The sequence below is a fragment of the Sphingobium sp. CECT 9361 genome (genome assembly GCF_918741285.1).
Classification (GTDB): Bacteria; Pseudomonadota; Alphaproteobacteria; order Sphingomonadales; family Sphingomonadaceae; genus Sphingobium.
On the sequence record NZ_CAKKNC010000002.1, the window covers coordinates 173,994 to 191,278 of the forward strand.

The 17,285-nt window shown below is 59.4% G+C and carries 18 protein-coding genes; 6 read left to right on the forward strand and 12 right to left on the reverse strand.

The annotated features are described in order from the left end of the window. The first annotated feature begins 42 nt into the window (after nucleotides 1-42). The gene (locus LQ220_RS06010; RefSeq protein WP_230187401.1) at nucleotides 43-1,977 is read left to right on the forward strand and encodes a potassium transporter Kup; all 1,935 of its coding nucleotides are present in this window, start codon (nucleotides 43-45) and stop codon (nucleotides 1,975-1,977) included. A 50-nt stretch (nucleotides 1,978-2,027) separates the two neighbouring features. Here LQ220_RS06010 and leuA read toward each other — a convergent pair whose 3' ends face one another. The 7 genes from leuA to miaA all read right to left on the reverse strand — a co-directional run bounded on the left by leuA (nucleotide 2,028) and on the right by miaA (nucleotide 9,555). Continuing rightward, the gene (gene leuA / locus LQ220_RS06015; protein WP_230187402.1) at nucleotides 2,028-3,704 is read right to left on the reverse strand and encodes a 2-isopropylmalate synthase; all 1,677 of its coding nucleotides are present in this window, start codon (nucleotides 3,702-3,704) and stop codon (nucleotides 2,028-2,030) included. A 250-nt stretch (nucleotides 3,705-3,954) separates the two neighbouring features. Next, complete coding sequence (locus LQ220_RS06020; RefSeq protein ID WP_230187403.1) at nucleotides 3,955-4,581, reverse strand: YceI family protein; 627 nt, start codon at nucleotides 4,579-4,581, stop codon at nucleotides 3,955-3,957. A gap of 109 nt (nucleotides 4,582-4,690) precedes the next feature. Beyond that, on the reverse strand, nucleotides 4,691-5,710 hold the full coding sequence (ilvC, locus tag LQ220_RS06025; protein ID WP_230187404.1) for a ketol-acid reductoisomerase: 1,020 nt from the start codon (nucleotides 5,708-5,710) through the stop codon (nucleotides 4,691-4,693). Between the two features lie 62 nt (nucleotides 5,711-5,772). Next, nucleotides 5,773-6,288, reverse strand: a complete 516-nt coding sequence (gene ilvN / locus LQ220_RS06030; protein WP_230187405.1) for an acetolactate synthase small subunit — start codon at nucleotides 6,286-6,288, stop codon at nucleotides 5,773-5,775. Continuing rightward, a complete protein-coding gene (locus tag LQ220_RS06035) occupies nucleotides 6,288-6,653 on the reverse strand; it encodes a hypothetical protein (protein WP_230187406.1) in 366 nt (121 codons plus the stop codon). The genes ilvN and LQ220_RS06035 overlap by 1 nt, the downstream gene beginning before the upstream one ends. 41 nt (nucleotides 6,654-6,694) lie before the next feature. Further along, nucleotides 6,695-8,503, reverse strand: a complete 1,809-nt coding sequence (locus tag LQ220_RS06040; RefSeq protein ID WP_290369017.1) for an acetolactate synthase 3 large subunit — start codon at nucleotides 8,501-8,503, stop codon at nucleotides 6,695-6,697. A gap of 110 nt (nucleotides 8,504-8,613) precedes the next feature. Further along, a complete protein-coding gene (gene miaA, locus LQ220_RS06045) occupies nucleotides 8,614-9,555 on the reverse strand; it encodes a tRNA (adenosine(37)-N6)-dimethylallyltransferase MiaA (protein ID WP_230187407.1) in 942 nt (313 codons plus the stop codon). Here miaA and serB point away from each other — a divergent pair. Then, nucleotides 9,554-10,429, forward strand: coding sequence for a phosphoserine phosphatase SerB (gene serB / locus LQ220_RS06050; RefSeq protein ID WP_230187408.1), 876 nt, complete (start codon nucleotides 9,554-9,556; stop codon nucleotides 10,427-10,429). The genes miaA and serB overlap by 2 nt on opposite strands. A gap of 5 nt (nucleotides 10,430-10,434) precedes the next feature. On the opposite strand, the gene LQ220_RS06055 is transcribed toward serB, so the two are convergent. The 4 genes from LQ220_RS06055 to LQ220_RS06070 all read right to left on the reverse strand — a co-directional run bounded on the left by LQ220_RS06055 (nucleotide 10,435) and on the right by LQ220_RS06070 (nucleotide 14,690). Continuing rightward, nucleotides 10,435-11,490, reverse strand: coding sequence for a potassium channel family protein (locus tag LQ220_RS06055; protein ID WP_230187521.1), 1,056 nt, complete (start codon nucleotides 11,488-11,490; stop codon nucleotides 10,435-10,437). 40 nt (nucleotides 11,491-11,530) lie between these two features. Beyond that, nucleotides 11,531-12,325, reverse strand: a complete 795-nt coding sequence (gene surE / locus LQ220_RS06060) for a 5'/3'-nucleotidase SurE (protein WP_230187409.1) — start codon at nucleotides 12,323-12,325, stop codon at nucleotides 11,531-11,533. 40 nt (nucleotides 12,326-12,365) lie between these two features. Then, nucleotides 12,366-13,643, reverse strand: a complete 1,278-nt coding sequence (gene serS / locus LQ220_RS06065; RefSeq protein WP_230187410.1) for a serine--tRNA ligase — start codon at nucleotides 13,641-13,643, stop codon at nucleotides 12,366-12,368. 126 nt (nucleotides 13,644-13,769) lie between these two features. Continuing rightward, nucleotides 13,770-14,690 carry a PEP-CTERM sorting domain-containing protein gene (locus LQ220_RS06070; protein ID WP_230187411.1) on the reverse strand — a complete coding sequence of 307 codons (921 nt, stop codon included), beginning with the start codon at nucleotides 14,688-14,690 and terminating at the stop codon, nucleotides 13,770-13,772. 419 nt (nucleotides 14,691-15,109) lie between these two features. Between LQ220_RS06070 and dksA the strand changes: the two genes are divergently transcribed. Both dksA and LQ220_RS06080 read left to right on the forward strand, forming a co-directional pair. Then, nucleotides 15,110-15,574: an RNA polymerase-binding protein DksA gene (gene dksA / locus LQ220_RS06075; protein WP_230187412.1), complete on the forward strand. Its 465-nt coding sequence runs from the start codon at nucleotides 15,110-15,112 to the stop codon at nucleotides 15,572-15,574. Nucleotides 15,575-15,642: 68 nt separating this feature from the next. Further along, the gene (locus LQ220_RS06080) at nucleotides 15,643-16,011 is read left to right on the forward strand and encodes a PilZ domain-containing protein (RefSeq protein WP_230187413.1); all 369 of its coding nucleotides are present in this window, start codon (nucleotides 15,643-15,645) and stop codon (nucleotides 16,009-16,011) included. A 78-nt stretch (nucleotides 16,012-16,089) separates the two neighbouring features. On the opposite strand, the gene LQ220_RS06085 is transcribed toward LQ220_RS06080, so the two are convergent. Beyond that, the gene (locus LQ220_RS06085; protein ID WP_230187414.1) at nucleotides 16,090-16,248 is read right to left on the reverse strand and encodes a YdcH family protein; all 159 of its coding nucleotides are present in this window, start codon (nucleotides 16,246-16,248) and stop codon (nucleotides 16,090-16,092) included. Nucleotides 16,249-16,423: 175 nt separating this feature from the next. Here LQ220_RS06085 and LQ220_RS06090 point away from each other — a divergent pair, with 175 nt between their 5' ends. Both LQ220_RS06090 and LQ220_RS06095 read left to right on the forward strand, forming a co-directional pair. After that, the gene (locus LQ220_RS06090) at nucleotides 16,424-16,621 is read left to right on the forward strand and encodes a DUF465 domain-containing protein (RefSeq protein ID WP_230187415.1); all 198 of its coding nucleotides are present in this window, start codon (nucleotides 16,424-16,426) and stop codon (nucleotides 16,619-16,621) included. An 84-nt stretch (nucleotides 16,622-16,705) separates the two neighbouring features. Next, a complete protein-coding gene (locus LQ220_RS06095) occupies nucleotides 16,706-17,188 on the forward strand; it encodes a DUF1465 family protein (protein WP_230187416.1) in 483 nt (160 codons plus the stop codon). The last annotated feature ends 97 nt before the right edge of the window (nucleotides 17,189-17,285 follow it).

A 17,285-nucleotide genomic window follows, 5' to 3' on the forward strand; every position in this document is an offset into this window, starting at 1 on the left:
GGGGTCGGGCAATCACTATCATGACTTTTGTCGCTGTGTTTCATGACTGATACCGGAGCTGAACCTGCCGCTTCCAATGGCGGATCGCACGACCTTGACGCGCATGTCGGTCATGGGCACGAAAGCGCGACCGTAAAGCTCGTCGTTGGCGCGATTGGCATCGTCTTTGGCGACATCGGCACCAGCCCGCTCTATGCGTTTCGGGAAACCTTCGCCGGTCATCACAAGCTGACGCTGGATCCCGATCATATTCTCAGTGTCGTCAGCCTGATGTTCTGGTCGATGATGCTCGTCGTTACGCTCAAATATGTTTCGATCATTATGCGCGCGGATAACAAGGGAGAGGGCGGCAGCCTTGCCTTGCTCGCACTCATCAGCGGCCAGACGAAAACGCGCCGGTGGTCTTCCGGGATTGTGCTGCTGGGGGTCTTTGCGACCGCTTTGTTCTATGGCGATTCGATGATTACCCCGGCGGTGTCCGTATTGTCGGCGGTCGAGGGTCTGGCCGTTTATAACCATGCTCTTGCTCCCCTGATCTTGCCATGCGCAGTTATTATCCTGGTGGGCCTTTTCTGGATACAAAGTGCAGGCACCAACCGCGTTGCCGCGCTTTTCGGTCCTATTATGCTGCTTTATTTTGTGGTCATTTCCACATTGGGGGTGCTGAGCATTTGGCAGACTCCGGGCATTTTGGTCGCTTTCAACCCTTATTGGGCAGTGATGTTCTTTGTGACGGACCCGCTGCCGGCGTTCCTGGCATTGGGCTCTGTGGTCCTCGCAGTGACGGGTGCCGAAGCGCTTTATGCCGACATGGGGCATTTCGGGCGGAATCCTATCCGGATATCCTGGCTCTTCTTCGTGCTGCCGGCCCTGATGCTCAACTATATGGGGCAGGGCGCCTTGCTGTTCCGCGAAGGGCACGATGCGCTGGCCAGCCCATTCTATAATCTTGCGCCGCAGTGGTTTCAGTTGCCCCTGATCGGCATTGCTACACTGGCTGCGATCATCGCTTCCCAAGCCGTTATTTCCGGCGCTTTCTCTGTGACGCAACAGGCCATCCAGTTGGGCTTCATGCCACGGTTGCGTATCGCACACACCAGCGCTTCGACTGCGGGCCAGATCTACATTCCCCTCGTCAACTGGGGGCTGATGGTGATGGTAATCCTGCTGGTGCTCAGCTTCCGCACCTCATCCAGCCTTACATCTGCCTATGGCATCGCGGTGACAGGAGCGATGTTCATCGACAATGTCCTACTCACGGTTCTGATATTCCGTCTTTGGAAGTGGAACCGGATTTGGGCAGTCATGCTGCTGTCCGTGTTCTACATTGTCGATGGCGCCTATCTGGCGGCGAATCTGACCAAGATCCCCGATGGTGGATGGTTCCCGCTGTTGATCGGCTTCATCATCTTCACCCTGCTGACGACCTGGTCGCGGGGCCGCAAGCTGATGATCGAGCGTATGCGGGAGTCTGCAATGCCTATCCCGGTGTTTATTGCGTCCGCTGCAAACAGCGCGGTGCGTGTGCCGGGTACCGCAGTGTTCATGACATCGACGCCCGACGGCGTTCCCCATGCTCTGCTGCACAATCTCAAGCACAACAAGGTGCTGCATGAGCGTGTGGTTCTGTTGACGGTCAAGATTGTAGGTGTGCCGGTCGTCGCCGAGGAAAGCCGCGCGAAGCTTGAGGATTTGGGACGTGGGTTCTTCCGCCTCGTGCTGCATTATGGTTTCATGCAGGAACCTGACGTGCCTCTGGCTCTCAAGAACGTTACGCAATGCGGTCAGGCGTTCAAGATGATGGAAACCAGCTTCTTCCTGGCACGTCAGACTCTGCTGCCATCGGCTCGCCCAGGCATGCCGATCTGGCGTGAAAAGATTTTCGCATGGATGCTGCGCAACGCGGAAAGCGCGATGGAGTTTTTCCGCTTGCCTACCAACCGGGTTGTCGAACTTGGTAGTCAGGTCGAAATCTAGTCCCCGGTTCGCCACCCAGTTTTGCTGGGTGACGAACCGTAGTGGCGATTTTATCCTTTGCGTGCGGCCAAGCCGTTTGCGGCGGACAGAACAGCCTGCACCGATGCAGTGGCGACGTCGGCGTCCATTCCGACCCCAAACACCGTCACGCCGTCTGGCGTGCGACATTCGACATAGGCGGCTGCATTGACGTTCGAGCCTGCGCCGATGGCGTGTTCGTTATAGTCGACGACGTCGAGTTCAATCCCGAGTTCATCGCGCAACGCCGCGAGGACGCCGGAAATGAGCCCGTTGCCGCGACCGGAAATGCTGCGCTCGCCGCCTTCGTGACCGATCTTGCCTACGAACACGCGGTCACCCGATGCGCCGGTCTCGTGGTAATCGAGCAGCTTATAGGGCTGATCCGATCCCAATGCGTAGTGCTTCTCGAACGCTTCCCAGATGTCCGCGGCGACCAGTTCGCGGCTCGTGCTGTCTGCGACATTCTGAACGACGCGACTGAAATCGGCCTGCATCCGTTTGGGAAGCTTCAGCCCCTTGTCCTGTTGCAGAACCCAGGCGACACCGCCCTTGCCTGACTGCGAATTGACGCGAATGACCGCTTCGTAGCTCCGACCCAGATCGGCGGGGTCGATCGGGAGATAGGGCACGTCCCAGAATTCGTCATTCCGCACTTCCTGTGCGGCAAAGCCCTTCTTGATGGCATCCTGATGGCTGCCGGAAAAGGCCGTGAACACCAGTTCGCCTGCATAGGGATGACGCGGGTGAACGGGCAGTTGATTGCAATATTCGACCGTCTGAATGACATCGTCGATATCCGAGAAGTCGAGATCAGGGTTCACGCCCTGCGTATAGAGATTGAGGCCCAAGGTCACCAGATCGACATTGCCGGTCCGCTCGCCATTGCCGAACAGGCAGCCTTCGACGCGATCCGCGCCCGCCATCAATCCGAGTTCGGCGGCCGCGACGCCCGTGCCGCGATCGTTATGCGGGTGGAGGGAGATGACGACATGATCGCGCTTGCTGATATGCTTGCACATCCATTCGATCTGATCGGCATAGATATTGGCGGTTGCTGCCTCAACCGTAGCAGGGAGGTTCAGGATCAATGGCTTGTCAGCGGTGGGCTGAAGAATGTCCATCACCGCCTCGCAACATTCCAGGCTGAAATCGAGCTCGGCGGTTGAGAAGGTTTCCGGGCTGTATTCGAAGCGCCAATCGGTATTCGGCTGCTTAGCAGCTTCGTCGCGCAGAATTTTTGCAGCATCGATGGCGATCTGCTTCACTTGGCTGCGTTCCATGCCAAACACGATGCGGCGCCAGGCAGGGGAGACTGCATTATACACGTGGACGATGGCCGATCGCGCGCCCTGAAGGCTTTCGAAGGTCTTTTCGATGAGGTCGTGGCGGGCCTGCGTCAGCACCTGAATGGTGACATCGTCGGGGATCGTGCCGGACTTCACCAGTCCGCTGATGAAATCGAATTCGGTCGCGCCTGCGGAGGGAAAGCCGACTTCGATTTCCTTGACGCCGACACGCAGGAGCAGGTCAAAGAAACGCTGTTTCTTCTCCGCATTCATCGGATCGATCAGGGCCTGATTGCCATCGCGCAAGTCGGTTGAAAGCCAGCGGGGCGCGTGGGTGATCGTGCGGCCCGGCCACTGACGGTCGGGCAAATCGACCTGAGGGAAGGGGCGGTATTTCTGAGAAGGATCTTTCAGCATCATGGGAACGGCATTCCTGGCGATCGGACGCACATATTTGGCATCCGGGTGTCACGACTATTTGCGATTATGCCCTTAGGCGAAATGTGCGACCGCGCAAGGCAGCACAAAAACCACGCCTAAGGGCGTGTAAGTCGTAGCAGGAAAGGTAGCGCGCGCTGCATGATGCGGCGCTTGTAACGGCAAACGACAGAGAACGTCCAGCATTTTCATCGAAAGGGGGGAGAGAAACCCTCTCTCCCCCAAGGTCAACTTAGTCTTTCTGGAATGCGACGGTCATCTTCAGTTCGATTTCGTCGCCTACCATCGGCACAGCATAGCCCATGCCGAAATCGCTACGCTTGATGGCGGTGGTGGCGTTGAAACCGACATTTTCCTTGCCGCCCATTTGCGCGGGGCCTTTGCCTGCGCCATAAAATGCGGCTTCCAGCACCACTGGCTTTGTAATGCCCTTGATCGTCAAATTGCCGCTGATGTCGGCAGTCGTGCCATCGACCTTCACTGCGGTAGATACGAAAGTGGCCGTCGGGAATTTCGCGCTGTCGAAGAAGTCGGCCTTCATCAGATGCTCGTCCAGCTTGGGAATGCCAGTCGTCAGATTAGCGATGGGAATGGTCACAGAGAGCTTGGCCGCTGCCGGGTTCTTCGGATCGAGCGACAATGTGCCCGTCGGCGCTGAAATCAGCCCCATATTGTTGCTGAAGCCCATATGGTCATAGGCAAACAGAATTTGCGTGTGGCTCGATTCGACCGTGTAGTTGCCACCGGTCACCAACGCGGGGTTGGGAGAACCCGGCTTTGCAGGAGCGTTTTGGGCGACGACGGCGGCGCTACCGAGCAGTGCAAGCACGGCAGCGGCGGGGAGCAGAGTCTTGTACATCGGCTATCTCCAGTCAGGGCAATAAAAAGGGACGCCGCCAGAATAGGCGACGTCCCCCAAACATGCCAGATGCTAATGCGAAACGGATCGTTCCGCATTTAAGCGTCGGTCAGTTCTTTTCCTTGTCCACCAGCGCGTTTTTGCCAATCCATGGCATCATGGCGCGGAGTTCGGCACCCGTCTTTTCGATGGGATGGGCGGCAGCAAGCTTGCGCGCTGCCTTCAGTTCCGGCTGACCGGCGCGGTTGTCGAGGATGAAGCGCTTGACGAAGCGGCCAGCCTGAATGTCTTCCAGAACGCGCTTCATTTCCTTCTTCGTTTCATCGGTGATGATGCGCGGACCGGTGTGGATGTCGCCATATTCGGCGGTGTTGCTGATTGAATAGCGCATGTTGGCGATGCCGCCTTCATACATCAGGTCGACGATCAGCTTCACTTCATGCAGACATTCGAAATAGGCCATTTCCGGGGCATAACCTGCTTCGGTCAGTGTTTCGAAACCCGCCTGGATAAGGTGGGTCAGACCACCGCAGAGCACGGCTTGCTCACCGAACAGATCGGTTTCGCACTCTTCGCGGAACGTCGTTTCGATGACGCCCGAACGACCGCCACCCACAGCCGATGCATAGGACAGCGCCACGTCATGTGCATTGCCGGTCGAATCCTGAGCGATAGCGATCAGGCAGGGAACGCCGCCGCCGCGCACATATTCGCTGCGTACGGTGTGGCCCGGACCTTTGGGTGCGATCATGAATACATCGAGATCGGCGCGAGGCTCGATCAGGCCGAAATGGACGTTGAGACCATGTGCAAATGCCAGCGCGGCACCCTGCTTCATGTTGGCGTGCAGATCATCGGCGTAAATGGCAGCCTGATGCTCATCGGGCGCCAGGATCATGACGATATCGGCCCATGCCGCCGCTTCGGCGTTGCTGAGAACCTTGAAGCCTGCGCCTTCGGCTTTCTTCGCGGTGGCCGAACCGGGACGCAGGGCAATCGCGACTTCGGTCACGCCGCTGTCGCGCAGGTTCTGGGCATGGGCATGGCCCTGGCTGCCATAGCCGACGATAGCGATCTTCTTGCCCTTGATCAGGCCGATGTCCGCATCACGATCATAATAAACGCGCATGATAAGTGTCTTCCCTCTGTATCGTACTTGGAGTTGAAATGGATGCCCGAATGGGCGGAAATTCAGATCGGATCTTTGCCGCGGATCAAGCCGACTACGCCCGTGCGTCCGATTTCCACGAGGCCGATCTGACGCATCAATCCGACGAATGTGTCGATCTTTTCGGTCGTGCCGGTAATTTCGAAGATAAAGCTCTCAATGGTCGTGTCGACCACCTTGGCCCGGAAAACCTCAGCAAGACGCAAGGCTTCGATCCGGTGATCGCCGGTGCCAGCCACCTTCACCAGTGCGAGTTCGCGTTCGACATATGGCCCGGCTTCCGTCAGGTCGACAACCCGATGGACGGGTACCAACCGGTCAAGTTGGGCAATGATCTGATCGATTACCCGGGGCGGGCCGTTGGTCACGATCGTGATACGGCTGATCGAATGATCCTGCGTGATGTCAGCCACGGTCAGGCTTTCGATATTATAGCCGCGCGCCGTAAACATGCCTGCGATACGCGCAAGGATGCCCGCTTCGTTAGCAACGGTCAGCGAAAGGACGTGCCGTTCGCTTTGTTCTTCGGTGATATGCATCAGGATGGCGTCTCTTCCTTGGCCTTGTCTTCGGTGTCGCGGCGAACGGACAGCATGCCGGCATACGCATAATGCCAGCCGCCATCGCCGCTGCGATGCGCTATACGGACGGGGAAACCCACGACCGCGTCGAAAATCCTCTCCAGATGTTCCCCAACGTAGCGGGCGCTGACCAGCAGGCGTGCGAAACGTCGCCCATTATAGTCAAAGCCTTCGTCTAACGTCACTTCCCACTCCTGGTTGTTGTCATCGGTACCATCCGACGCATGATCGATAGTCCATCCGGTAAGCTCGTCCACGCCTGTGATGCGCTCAAAATCCCACGGCTCCGTGACGTGGATGCGCAGCTTTAGATGAGTGGTCACGATACTCTCCTTATGGACGACCCATGCTGCCGCTTTTGCGGTCAGACCAGGGCTTTCGCTTCGTCGTCCATCGTGCCTGACACCATGCTGGGGTCAAGCAACATATCGGTATGCGCCGCGCCCGATGGTATCATCGGGAAACAGTTGGACAGTTTTGCCACACGGCAGTCGACCAGAACGGGGCCGGGCGTATCGATCATACGCTGAATACCCGATGCCAGATCTGCATGACTTTCAATTCGAATGGCTGTCCAGCCATAGGCTTCAGCCAGCTTCACGAAGTCGGGAAGACTGTCGCTGTAGCTTTCCGAATAACGGCTCTCGTAGGTCAATTCCTGCCATTGCCGGACCATGCCCATATATTCATTGTTCAGGATGAAAATCTTGACCGGCAGCCGATACTGCGTTGCGGTGCCGAGTTCCTGAATATTCATCTGGATGGAAGCATCACCGGCAATGTCGATGACCAGCGCGTCGGGGTTGCCCAATTGCGCGCCGATAGCAGCCGGAAGGCCATAGCCCATGGTTCCAAGACCGCCGGAGGTGAGCCATTTGTTGGGATCATCGAAATGGAAGTGCTGTGCCGCCCACATCTGATGCTGGCCGACTTCGGTCGTGATGATGACGTTCTTGCCCCGCGTCGCGGTGAACAGGTCGGCAATTGCGCGCTGCGGCATGATCTCCTCGCCGCCTTCGACATAGTCGAGGCTGCGACGGGCGCGCCATCCGTCGATGCGCGCCCACCATTCCGAAAAATCGGGCTTGGCATAGCCGCGCTTCTTCAGCATAGCGATCATGTCCGCCATGACGCTGCCAACGTCACCGATGACGGGCAGGTCGACCAGCACGTTCTTGTTCACCGAACTGCGATCGATATCGACGTGAATCTTTTTGCTGTTGGGCGAGAAGGCGTCGAGCCGTCCGGTAACGCGATCGTCGAAGCGCGCGCCGAGGCAGAGGATCAAGTCCGCCTTATTCATAGCGAAATTGGCTTCGTAGGTGCCGTGCATACCCAGCATGCCAAGCCATTGACCGCCTGACGCGGGGTAAGATCCAAGACCCATCAGCGTCGAGGTGACAGGTGCACCCGTCATCTCGGCCAGTTCCCGCAACAACGTGCTGGCTTCCGGCCCCGAGTTGATGATGCCGCCGCCGGTGTAGAGAATGGGGCGTTCGGCAGCCATCAGCATTTCGACGGCGGATTCGATCAGGCGCGGATCAGCTTTGACCTGCGGGCGGTAGCTCGGATGATCGATCGGTTCCGGGCGAGCATAAGGCGCGGTGGCGACCTGAACGTCCTTGGGAATGTCGATGACGACCGGGCCGGGACGACCTGATGTTGCGATATGAAACGCCTCATGGATGACATGCGCGAGTTTGGTCGGCGATTTCACCAGATAATTATGCTTGGTGCAGTGGCGCGTCAGGCCAACTGTGTCGGCTTCCTGAAATGCGTCGGTGCCGATCAGATGCGTGGCAACCTGGCCGGTGATGACGACCATCGGGATCGAGTCCATCAGCGCATCGGTGATGCCGGTGATTGCATTGGTTGCGCCGGGACCGGACGTGACAAGAACGACGCCGGGTTTGCCCGTAGAGCGCGCATAGCCTTCCGCAGCATGGGTGGCAGCCTGTTCATGCCGAACCAGAATATGCTTGATCCTGGGATGCGCGTAGAGCGCATCGTAAATGGGGAGCACCGCGCCGCCGGGATAGCCGAACACCACTTCAACGCCCAGGTCGACCAGGCATTCGCACAAGATGTCGGCACCGCTACGTTCTTTATGGGTGGTCTTCGGGCGATTGCCCGCGCCAGCGTTCCCCTGCGTAACGGCCTGAGAGTCGGCCACGATAAATCTCCTGTCTGCCTGTCAGCGCGCAATGGGCCACTCCCACGCGGATGACAAGTCCGGTCTAGGAGGTGCGCTCTATGTGTTATAATATGCCGTGTCAACCCAATCTATCGCAATAATGTTACGATATCATCGGCATTATTGTTATGGATAATATCGCGATGGCGCGGCCATGTTGCGGGCGGCTGGTTCGAAAACCATGTATATTGGCGCTTTGCATATTGCCGGGTGGCGAGCCGACCGCGTTCGAGCATCTCGGTTCGTTCTATCTCTCCGGCTTCCCATGCCGCGATTTCGCGCACGCCTATGGCGCGCATGACTGGCAGGAGGGGGGCGAGATTACGTGCGACCAGCGTGCGTACCTCCTCGATAGCGCCTTGTTCCACCATCAGGTCAAAACGGGTGTCGCAGCGCGCGATAAGCCAGTCTCGCGGGGGTAGAAGGATGAGTGGACGTAGAGATATCCGATCGCCTATGCCGCCTTCCTTATGGGCCTGCCATTCGGCCAGCGGACGACCCGTTGCGCGGACGACTTCGAGAGCGCGGGCAACGCGCGTCGTGTCTGCGGGTGCCAGGCGCAACGCTGCTGCGGGATCTTCTTTAGCAAGGGCAGCGTGGGCATCGGCGACGGGAAGGGCGCGGACATGAGCACGCACCGCCGCGTCGATTTCCGGAACGGGCGCGATGCCATCCAGAAGCGTGCGGATGTAGAGGCCTGTGCCGCCGACGAGGATGGGGAGTTTCCCGCTGGCATGGGCAGCCGCGATTTCGGCGCGGGCTTCGGCGGCCCAGCGTGGTGCGGAACAGGCCTCCGCACCGTCGATATGGCCGAACAGGCGGTGAGGCGCGCGGGCCATATCGTCGGGTGATGGGCGCGCGGACAGGATCGAGAGATCTCGGTACACTTGGCTGGCGTCGGCATTGATGACGATGCCGCCGGTCTCTTCGGCCAAGGCGATGGCAAGCGCACTCTTGCCGCTGGCGGTCGGCCCGGCAATAAGCGCGAGCGGCGGGCGGGATTCGCCTCGATCTGTTTCAGGAGTATCCATGTTCGTTGCAACCTTAGTGGCAAGTGAGGCCATCGGGCAGGGGGATATTGCAGAAGCGCGCGACCGCCTGAACGCGGCGAGTTGTGCGGCGGGCGAATGGCGCTGGATCGATCAGGATAAGGCCGCAGATATCTTCTTCGTGGATGATGCAGTGTCGGCGCGTGCGGCTCTTGCCGGGATAGGGCAGGGCATCGACGTTATCGTGCAGCCAGTGGCTTCGCGGGAAAAGAAGCTGATCGTAGCGGATATGGATTCGACGATGATCACGGTCGAATGCATCGATGAGCTTGCCGATTACGCAGGGATCAAGGATCAGATCGCGGAGATCACTGAGCGGGCGATGCAAGGCGAGCTGGACTTTGCCGAAGCGTTGCGGGCGCGCGTGGCATTGCTCAAGGGGCTGGACGATGCGGTGATCGATCAATGCCGCCTTGAGCGGGTCAAGATCATGCCCGGCGCGAAGGCGCTGATCGGCACTATGCGCTCCCGGGGCGCGCGTGCGATATTGGTGTCTGGTGGGTTCACGCGGTTCACCGGGCCAGTGGCGGCGGAGATTGGCTTCGATACGGCGGTCGCGAATGTTCTGGATATTGTCGATGGCAAGCTGACGGGAACGGTATGCGATCCCATTGTCGATGCAGCGCGCAAGCGGTTCGAGCTGGGAGCCGCAATGGCGCAGCACCGATTGCCACGGGAGGCTACGTTGGCCGTGGGAGACGGGGCGAACGACATTCCGATGATCGAGGCTGCAGGGCTGGGCGTCGCCTATCACGCTAAGGCGAAAGCGCGGGCGGCGGCGGATGCGGAGATCGTCTATGGCGACCTGAGCGTGCTGCTGTATGCGCAGGGGATTGGGCGGAGCGATTGGGTATAACTTCTCTAAGGTCGCGCGTGTGGCTTTCCGTTGGCGCCCGGAACGATCTCCACGATCTGGTCCCCGGCCTGTAGGATTTTTGCGGCCTCTTCCCAATAACCGATGGGGGATTCGTTGCGGTAAATCCGCAGAGCGATGCCGGTTGTGACGCTTTGCAGCGGCTTGCCGATTTCGTCCGGGAGGACCGCGCGTTCGGATAGTTTTACGCCGCCGCCTGCTGCCGCGAGGTCGGCCATATAGTCGGCGATGTGATGCCCTGAGCAGCTTCCTGCCAGCAACAAGCCCGCAAAGCTGACGGGGTTGATGACGGTGGTTGCGCCTGCCTGACGAGCGGGTAACTCATTGTCTTCATTGCGAACAACGATGCTGATCGGGACATCCGGGGCCAGATGGCGGGCGGTCAGCGTGATGAGGATGGAGGAGTCGTCGCGCCCTGCGGACACGATCAGCGAACAGGCACGATCTATTCGCACATCGGCAAGTGTCTTGTCCCGCGTCGCGTCGCCACAGAGGATGTTGCAGCCCAGCGCCTCTGCTTCGGCCAGCGCGGTTTCGTTGCCGTCGATGACGACGATGGAATGCGGATCGTGGCCGCGCGCGATGAGTTCCCGCACGGCCTCGCTATTGCTCGTGCCGAACCCGGCAACGACGATGTGCTTGTCGAGCGCTTTTTGAATGCGGGCCATACGCCACCTGTAGAATGTGTTGCGAAGGAAGAAGTTATAGGCCGTGCCGAGAAAAATCAGCCACACGAACAGCCGAATGGGCGTGACGATGAATGTTTCGAACAGGCGCGTCTGCGGGCTGACCGGCACGATATCGCCATAGCCGACGGTGGTTACCGTGACCGTCGTGAAATACAGCACGTCGATAAAGCTGATGTGATTGTCGAGATTGTCCTTCAGGCCGTCGCGGTCGATCCAGTGGATCGCAAGGACGATGGTGATCAGGACGAAGATCGCTCCGACCCGCCACGCAAGATCCATCCATGCCGGAAGCGAGGAGCGGCGGCGCAGGAAATGCGCGACGCCGGGACCGACCGGGCGACGGTCAAGACGCATCAAGGAGCCGATATCTTTGAAGAACCCAAGGCCATGTCAGCTATGATAGCAGCCCCGTGCCATCATGCAACGTATTTGAAAAGGCCGCTGCAACGGCGTCCATCGACCCGTCATGGGTCAGGTCGTAGTGGAGGGGGGTGACAGTGATATAGCCTTGCGAAATGGCTTCCAGATCGGTCCCCGCAGGCACAGCGTCGCTATTGCCCAGGCCGAACCAGTAATAGCGATAGCCGCGTGGGTCGGTGCCTTCGATGATGCGCGTGCGATCGACATCATGGAAGCCCTGACGAACAACCCGGACGCCTTTGACTTCGGCCGGTTCGATGGCAGGGAAATTGACGTTCAGCAGCATACGCTTGCCCGCAGGCATGGCGATCAGGGGGCGGAGTACCTTTTCACCCCATGCCTCTGCACAGGCAAAGGGAACGCTGTCCCCCATGCCTTCGCGAGAATAGACCTGGCTGAGCGCGATGGAGCGAATCCCCGAAATCGCGCCTTCCATGGCTGCTGCCACCGTGCCGCTATAGGTCACGTCCTCGGCCAGATTTGCGCCGCGATTGACGCCGGAGAGGATGAGGTTCGGCGGGCAGTCTTTCATCAATTGACCCACCGCCATCATCACCGCGTCGGTAGGCGTTCCGGTGACGCTGTAATGTTTATCGGCATGTTTGCGAATGCGGAGCGGGCGCGACAGCGTGAGGCTGTGGCCTGCGCCGGACTGTTCTTCCGAAGGCGCGACGATCCAGATGTCGTCGGACAAGGTGCGGGCGATAGCCTCCAGCACCTTGAGGCCGGGGGCGTGGACGCCGTCGTCATTGGTCAGGAGGATGCGCATTGGAAACTTTCGAGCAGCGAATGGAATGTCGGCGAATGGACTAACGCGGTTCCAGCTTGGTCACGCCACCCATATAGCGCGCAAGCACCTCTGGGATGACGACGCTGCCGTCGGCTTGCTGATAGTTTTCCAGCACGGCCACCAGCGTCCGGCCCACGGCAAGGCCGGAACCGTTGAGGGTGTGCAGGAAGCGCGTCGCCTTTTCGCCTTCGGGCTTGAAGCGCGCGTTCATGCGACGCGCCTGAAAATCGCCGCAGTTGGAGATGCTGGATATTTCGCGATAGGTCTGTTGGCTGGGCAACCAGACTTCCAGATCGAAGGTCTTGCGCGCAGAGAACCCCATGTCGCCGGTGCAGAGCAGCATCTTGCGATAGGGGAGGTCCAGCGCCTGCAATATGCCTTCGGCGGCGGCGACCATGCGTTCATGCTCGGCTTCCGATTGGTCGGGCGGGCAGATCGCAACCAACTCAACCTTTTCGAACTGATGCTGGCGGATATAGCCGCGCGTGTCGCGCCCCGCCGACCCGGCTTCGGAACGGAAGCAGGGAGTGAGCGCCGTGAAGCGCAACGGCAGGGTGTCGAGCGGGACGATCTGCTCGCGGACGAGATTGGTAAGACTGACTTCGGCTGTCGGGATCAGCCAGCGACCGTCGGTGGTGTGGAAAAGATCTTCGGCGAATTTGGGTAGCTGACCTGTGCCATACAGCGCCTCGTCGCGCACCAGCAGTGGCGGATTGACTTCCTCATAGGCATTGGTGCCGGTTTGCGTGTCCAGCATGAACTGCGCCAGTGCGCGGTGCAGTCGCGCTATCGGACCGCGAAGCGCTGCGAAGCGCGCACCGGCCATTTTGGCGGCACCTTCAAAATCAAGGCCGATAGCCGGTCCGAAATCGGCATGATCGCGCGGCGTAAAATCGAAGTCACGCGGCTTACCCCAGCGGGCGACTTCGACATTGTCGGCTTCGTCGGCACCCTGTGGCACATCGTCGGCGGGCAGGTTGGGGATTGCCAACAGCATCGCCTCGACTGCGGCGGTCGTGTCCCGCTCCTCCTGTTCCATTTCCGGCAGGCGCTCTTTCAGCGCGGCGACTTCCGCCTTGATCGCGTCTGCGCGGGCGCTGTCCTTGGCAGCCATGGCCTGGCCGATGGCCTTGCTGGCTTCGTTGCGGCTCGCCTGATTGACTTGCAGCTCGGTCGCAATCGCGCGCCGCTTCTCATCCGCTTGAACAATCTCGGCGGAGAGCGGCGCCAGTCCGCGCTTGGCGAGGGCGGCGTCGAAGGTGGCGGGATTGTCCCGTATGGCGCGAATATCATGCATGGGGTGACCCTATGCCGCCGGGCGATGAGGCGTGCAAGAGCGGTTCGCGCCTGCGGCGCGGTTCATGGAAAAAGGGCGGACCTGTAACACAGGCTCGCCCTTGAACTTTCCCCCACGGAAACTTGATCAGACTGCCTCTTGAGCCTCTTCGTCCGCCTTCTTTGCAAAGCGCCGACGGGCGACAAGGGCTGCCGCTGCTGCGCCGAACAGAAGAACCATCGGCGGCGCGGGAACGTCGGTCCCGCCGCTGCTGCTCGACGTTCCGCCGCTGCTGCTTGACGAGGATGACGACGACGAGCTGGAGCTGGACGATGAGGATGACGAACTGCTGCTGGTCGCGCCGAAGCTGGACGAGGAAGTCGAGGACGACACATTGCCCGAAGAGGACGAGCTTACATTGCCCGATGAAGAGGAGGTCGAGCTGACGCCGCCAGTGGACGTGGATGAAGTCGAACTCACGCCGCCAGTGGATGTCGAAGAGGTAGAGCTGACCCCGCCCGACGTGGAGCTGACCCCGCCGGTCGAAGTCGAGGAGCCGCCAGACGTGGAGCTGACACCCCCTGTGGAGCTGCTCGATCCGCCTGAGCTGGTGGAGCTGGAACCGCCGCTGGTCGATGTGGAGCCGCCGCTGGTGGTGGACGAGACAACGACGCTGCCGCCCCCCCCGCCGCTGCCGCCGAAGAACCCACCGAAGAAACCGCCGCCGCTGCCGCCAAAGCCGCCGCTGCCGCCGATAATCACGGGCGCGCCGCCTCCGCCGCCAGAAACGAAGCCTGGATCGGAAGCCATGGCCATCGGCATGGGGATGGGCGGGTTCTGGGTGGTGACGGTGACGGTCTGCGGGGCACAATTGGCAGCGGTACGCACAACACGCTTTTTAACCGGGCGCTGTGCATAGTGCTGCCGCGGCTTAGCGTGCTTGACCATCTTGAGGCTTTGAACGGTCGCAGGGCGCGGCTTTTCCGCTACATGCACGGCGCCACCACCTATTATGGCTCCGCCGCAAGCGCAGGCGCAGAGTTTGGCGAGGGCCATACGAACGGACATAGCGTAACACTCTTTTTGTTTCTTGCCGATCGCCCCGTTCGCTAATCACGAACAAGCGAGGCGGCAGTCGGTATGTGAATAAACGCAAAAGAAAGCGTTAACTGCAACGCTGTTAACCCCGTTTGTCTGTCCGTAAGCAAGAAAAACGTAAACGGGGAATGAACGAAGCTGGTTAACGTCCCAATTCGATACAGTGTTTTAGGTAAAGGCTGGCCCGATCCGCCTCACGATACATGTGCATGACCTCAGTTGGGGCATGTTGACGCTACGGCAGGGCAGGGGGGATTCGTCGATTTCAAACGCACATGGCGAGCGAGGAATGGCGCTTGTGTCCGCCTTGCCCGCTGGCTATACGCCCGCTCAAACTTTATCAGGCGGTCGGGTTCCCGCCCCGATCAGCCATCCTGTCGGAGAGCCCAATGGCATTGGTCCTGAATTCCGGAAAAGACGACGGCGACTCTGCAAAAGCCGCCGTTCCACTTCCGGCAGATTACCGCCCTTCGGCGGACGAAGATTTCATGAATCCGCAACAACTGGAATATTTCCGTCAGCGTTTGCTCGATTGGAAAAAGCAGATATTGGCGGAAGCGGAAGGTACGCTTGCGGTTCTGCAAAACGAGCCGTTGCGCGAACCCGATCTCAACGATCGTGCGTCCAGCGAGACCGACTGGTCCATCGAACTGCGCACGCGCGACCGGCAACGCAAGCTGATTTCCAAGATCGATGCGGCGCTGCGTCGGATCGACGATGGCGAATATGGCTATTGCGAAGTTACGGGCGAACCGATTTCCCTTGGCCGACTAGAAGCCCGTCCCATCGCAACGATGACTGTCGAAGCGCAGGAACGGCATGAGCGTCAGGAAAAGGTTTCGCGCGACGATTAACTGTTCGTCTACTTTATGGGGTTAAGGCTGCCAGACCGACGTTTTTTCGATCTGGATGCCTGCATATCATGACCATAAATGTAGAAGACGCTGATGACCGTGGCCCCGCTCGCGGTGCGCGGCGCGATAGCCTCTTCCTGTTGACGGTGATAAGCGATCCCGATGGTCGCGCGATGGGCAGCGCACGAGTGCGGAACCTGTCCGCGACGGGGCTCATGGCTGACTGCGAAAAGCCCTTTTCGGTGGGTGACCGCATTTCAACGAAGTTGCGCGGCGTCGGCGAGGTTACCGGCAAAATCACTTGGGTAAAAGACGACCGGGTCGGCGTGAGTTTCGACGCGCCGATAGATCCGAAACTGGCACGGCGCGCTGTTGCTGCACCGCAAAGCACACTGCCCGGTTATCTGCGTCCGACGATAACATTGTCGCGCAAATAAGTTCTATATTCACGACGACTTATGACTGACCCCATAACTGGGGCCAGCCATGTCGCGACGGCAATATGACGATGGTGTCTAGTGAGACGAGGAAATCTCTTCTTTCACTCGTAGTTTCCGCTTTTTGAGCGTGGCTAACAGCACTGGATCGGGCATGGGGCGGCTGGTTTCCGCCTTAATACGCGCTTCGATTCCCGCATGCTTGGCTTGCAGGGCAGAGATGTGGCTATTTTCCATATTGGTCTCCTTCACTTCATGTGCCGGATGACGGAATAGATCATGATTCGCGGCGCCTGTCTCGCACGATTTTGTGCGCTGCGACCGAAGCCTTTTCTTTTGCGACGATCTGCATTTGGCATGTCGGGGCGCAAGATGCATTGCGTGGAAAGAACCGATCGGCGATGATGGGCAAATGACCGCTGAAGACACCATGCGCAGGCTGGAACTGCTCCGACTCGAGCACCGCGATATGGACATGGCTATAGGGGCCTTAATCGTCAGCGGAACGGGCGATCAGTTGCAACTCGCGCGGCTGAAGAAACGCAAGCTGCGGCTGCGCGACGAAATCGCGATACTTGAGGACAGCCTGATACCCGACATCATCGCATGATCCGGATTGATACAGCCGACGCATCGTATTGAAATTTAGGGTTAACGCCCCTGACAAGCCTGAGTGCCTGTGACACAGGAAGCGATGCGCAATGCTCCCTACGTTCTGGATGCCGGACTCCACCGTCGGCTGGTCGATAGCTTGTATGTCGAAGCTATGGTCATGGCGGACGAAGCGCGCGGCTATTTCGACAAGCTGGGCGCCGTCGATCGGGAAAATCTGGAGCCGATGCAGCGCATCCTGTTTTCCTGCGAGTCGCTAAAAGTGACGACGCGGCTGATGCATGTGATCGCGTGGTTGCTGGCACAGAGGGCCTGGCAGCGCGGCGAAATCGATTCCGAGGCTCTGGCGGACGAGCGTTTTCGTTTGGGCGACGCGGCGGCGACGGATGGAGAGAGCATTGCCGCCTTTCCGTTTGCAGCCAAGGCGCTGATCGAAGGAAGCACGGACCTCTACGATCGCGTTGCGCGTTTCGAAGCGCAAATGATTGCCGGGCGCAATAGTGCCCATGACGGCCGACAAAGTCCCGCCCAGGACCTGATCGACAGGCTGGTGCGCTCGTTGTGACGCGATCTGCGCGCGCGAATTGTAAAAGCGTTGTTCCTAAGTATCTTGACTGGCGCGGGGCCAAGAACATCGGCTAGAGCGAGACAATGTCGCACGG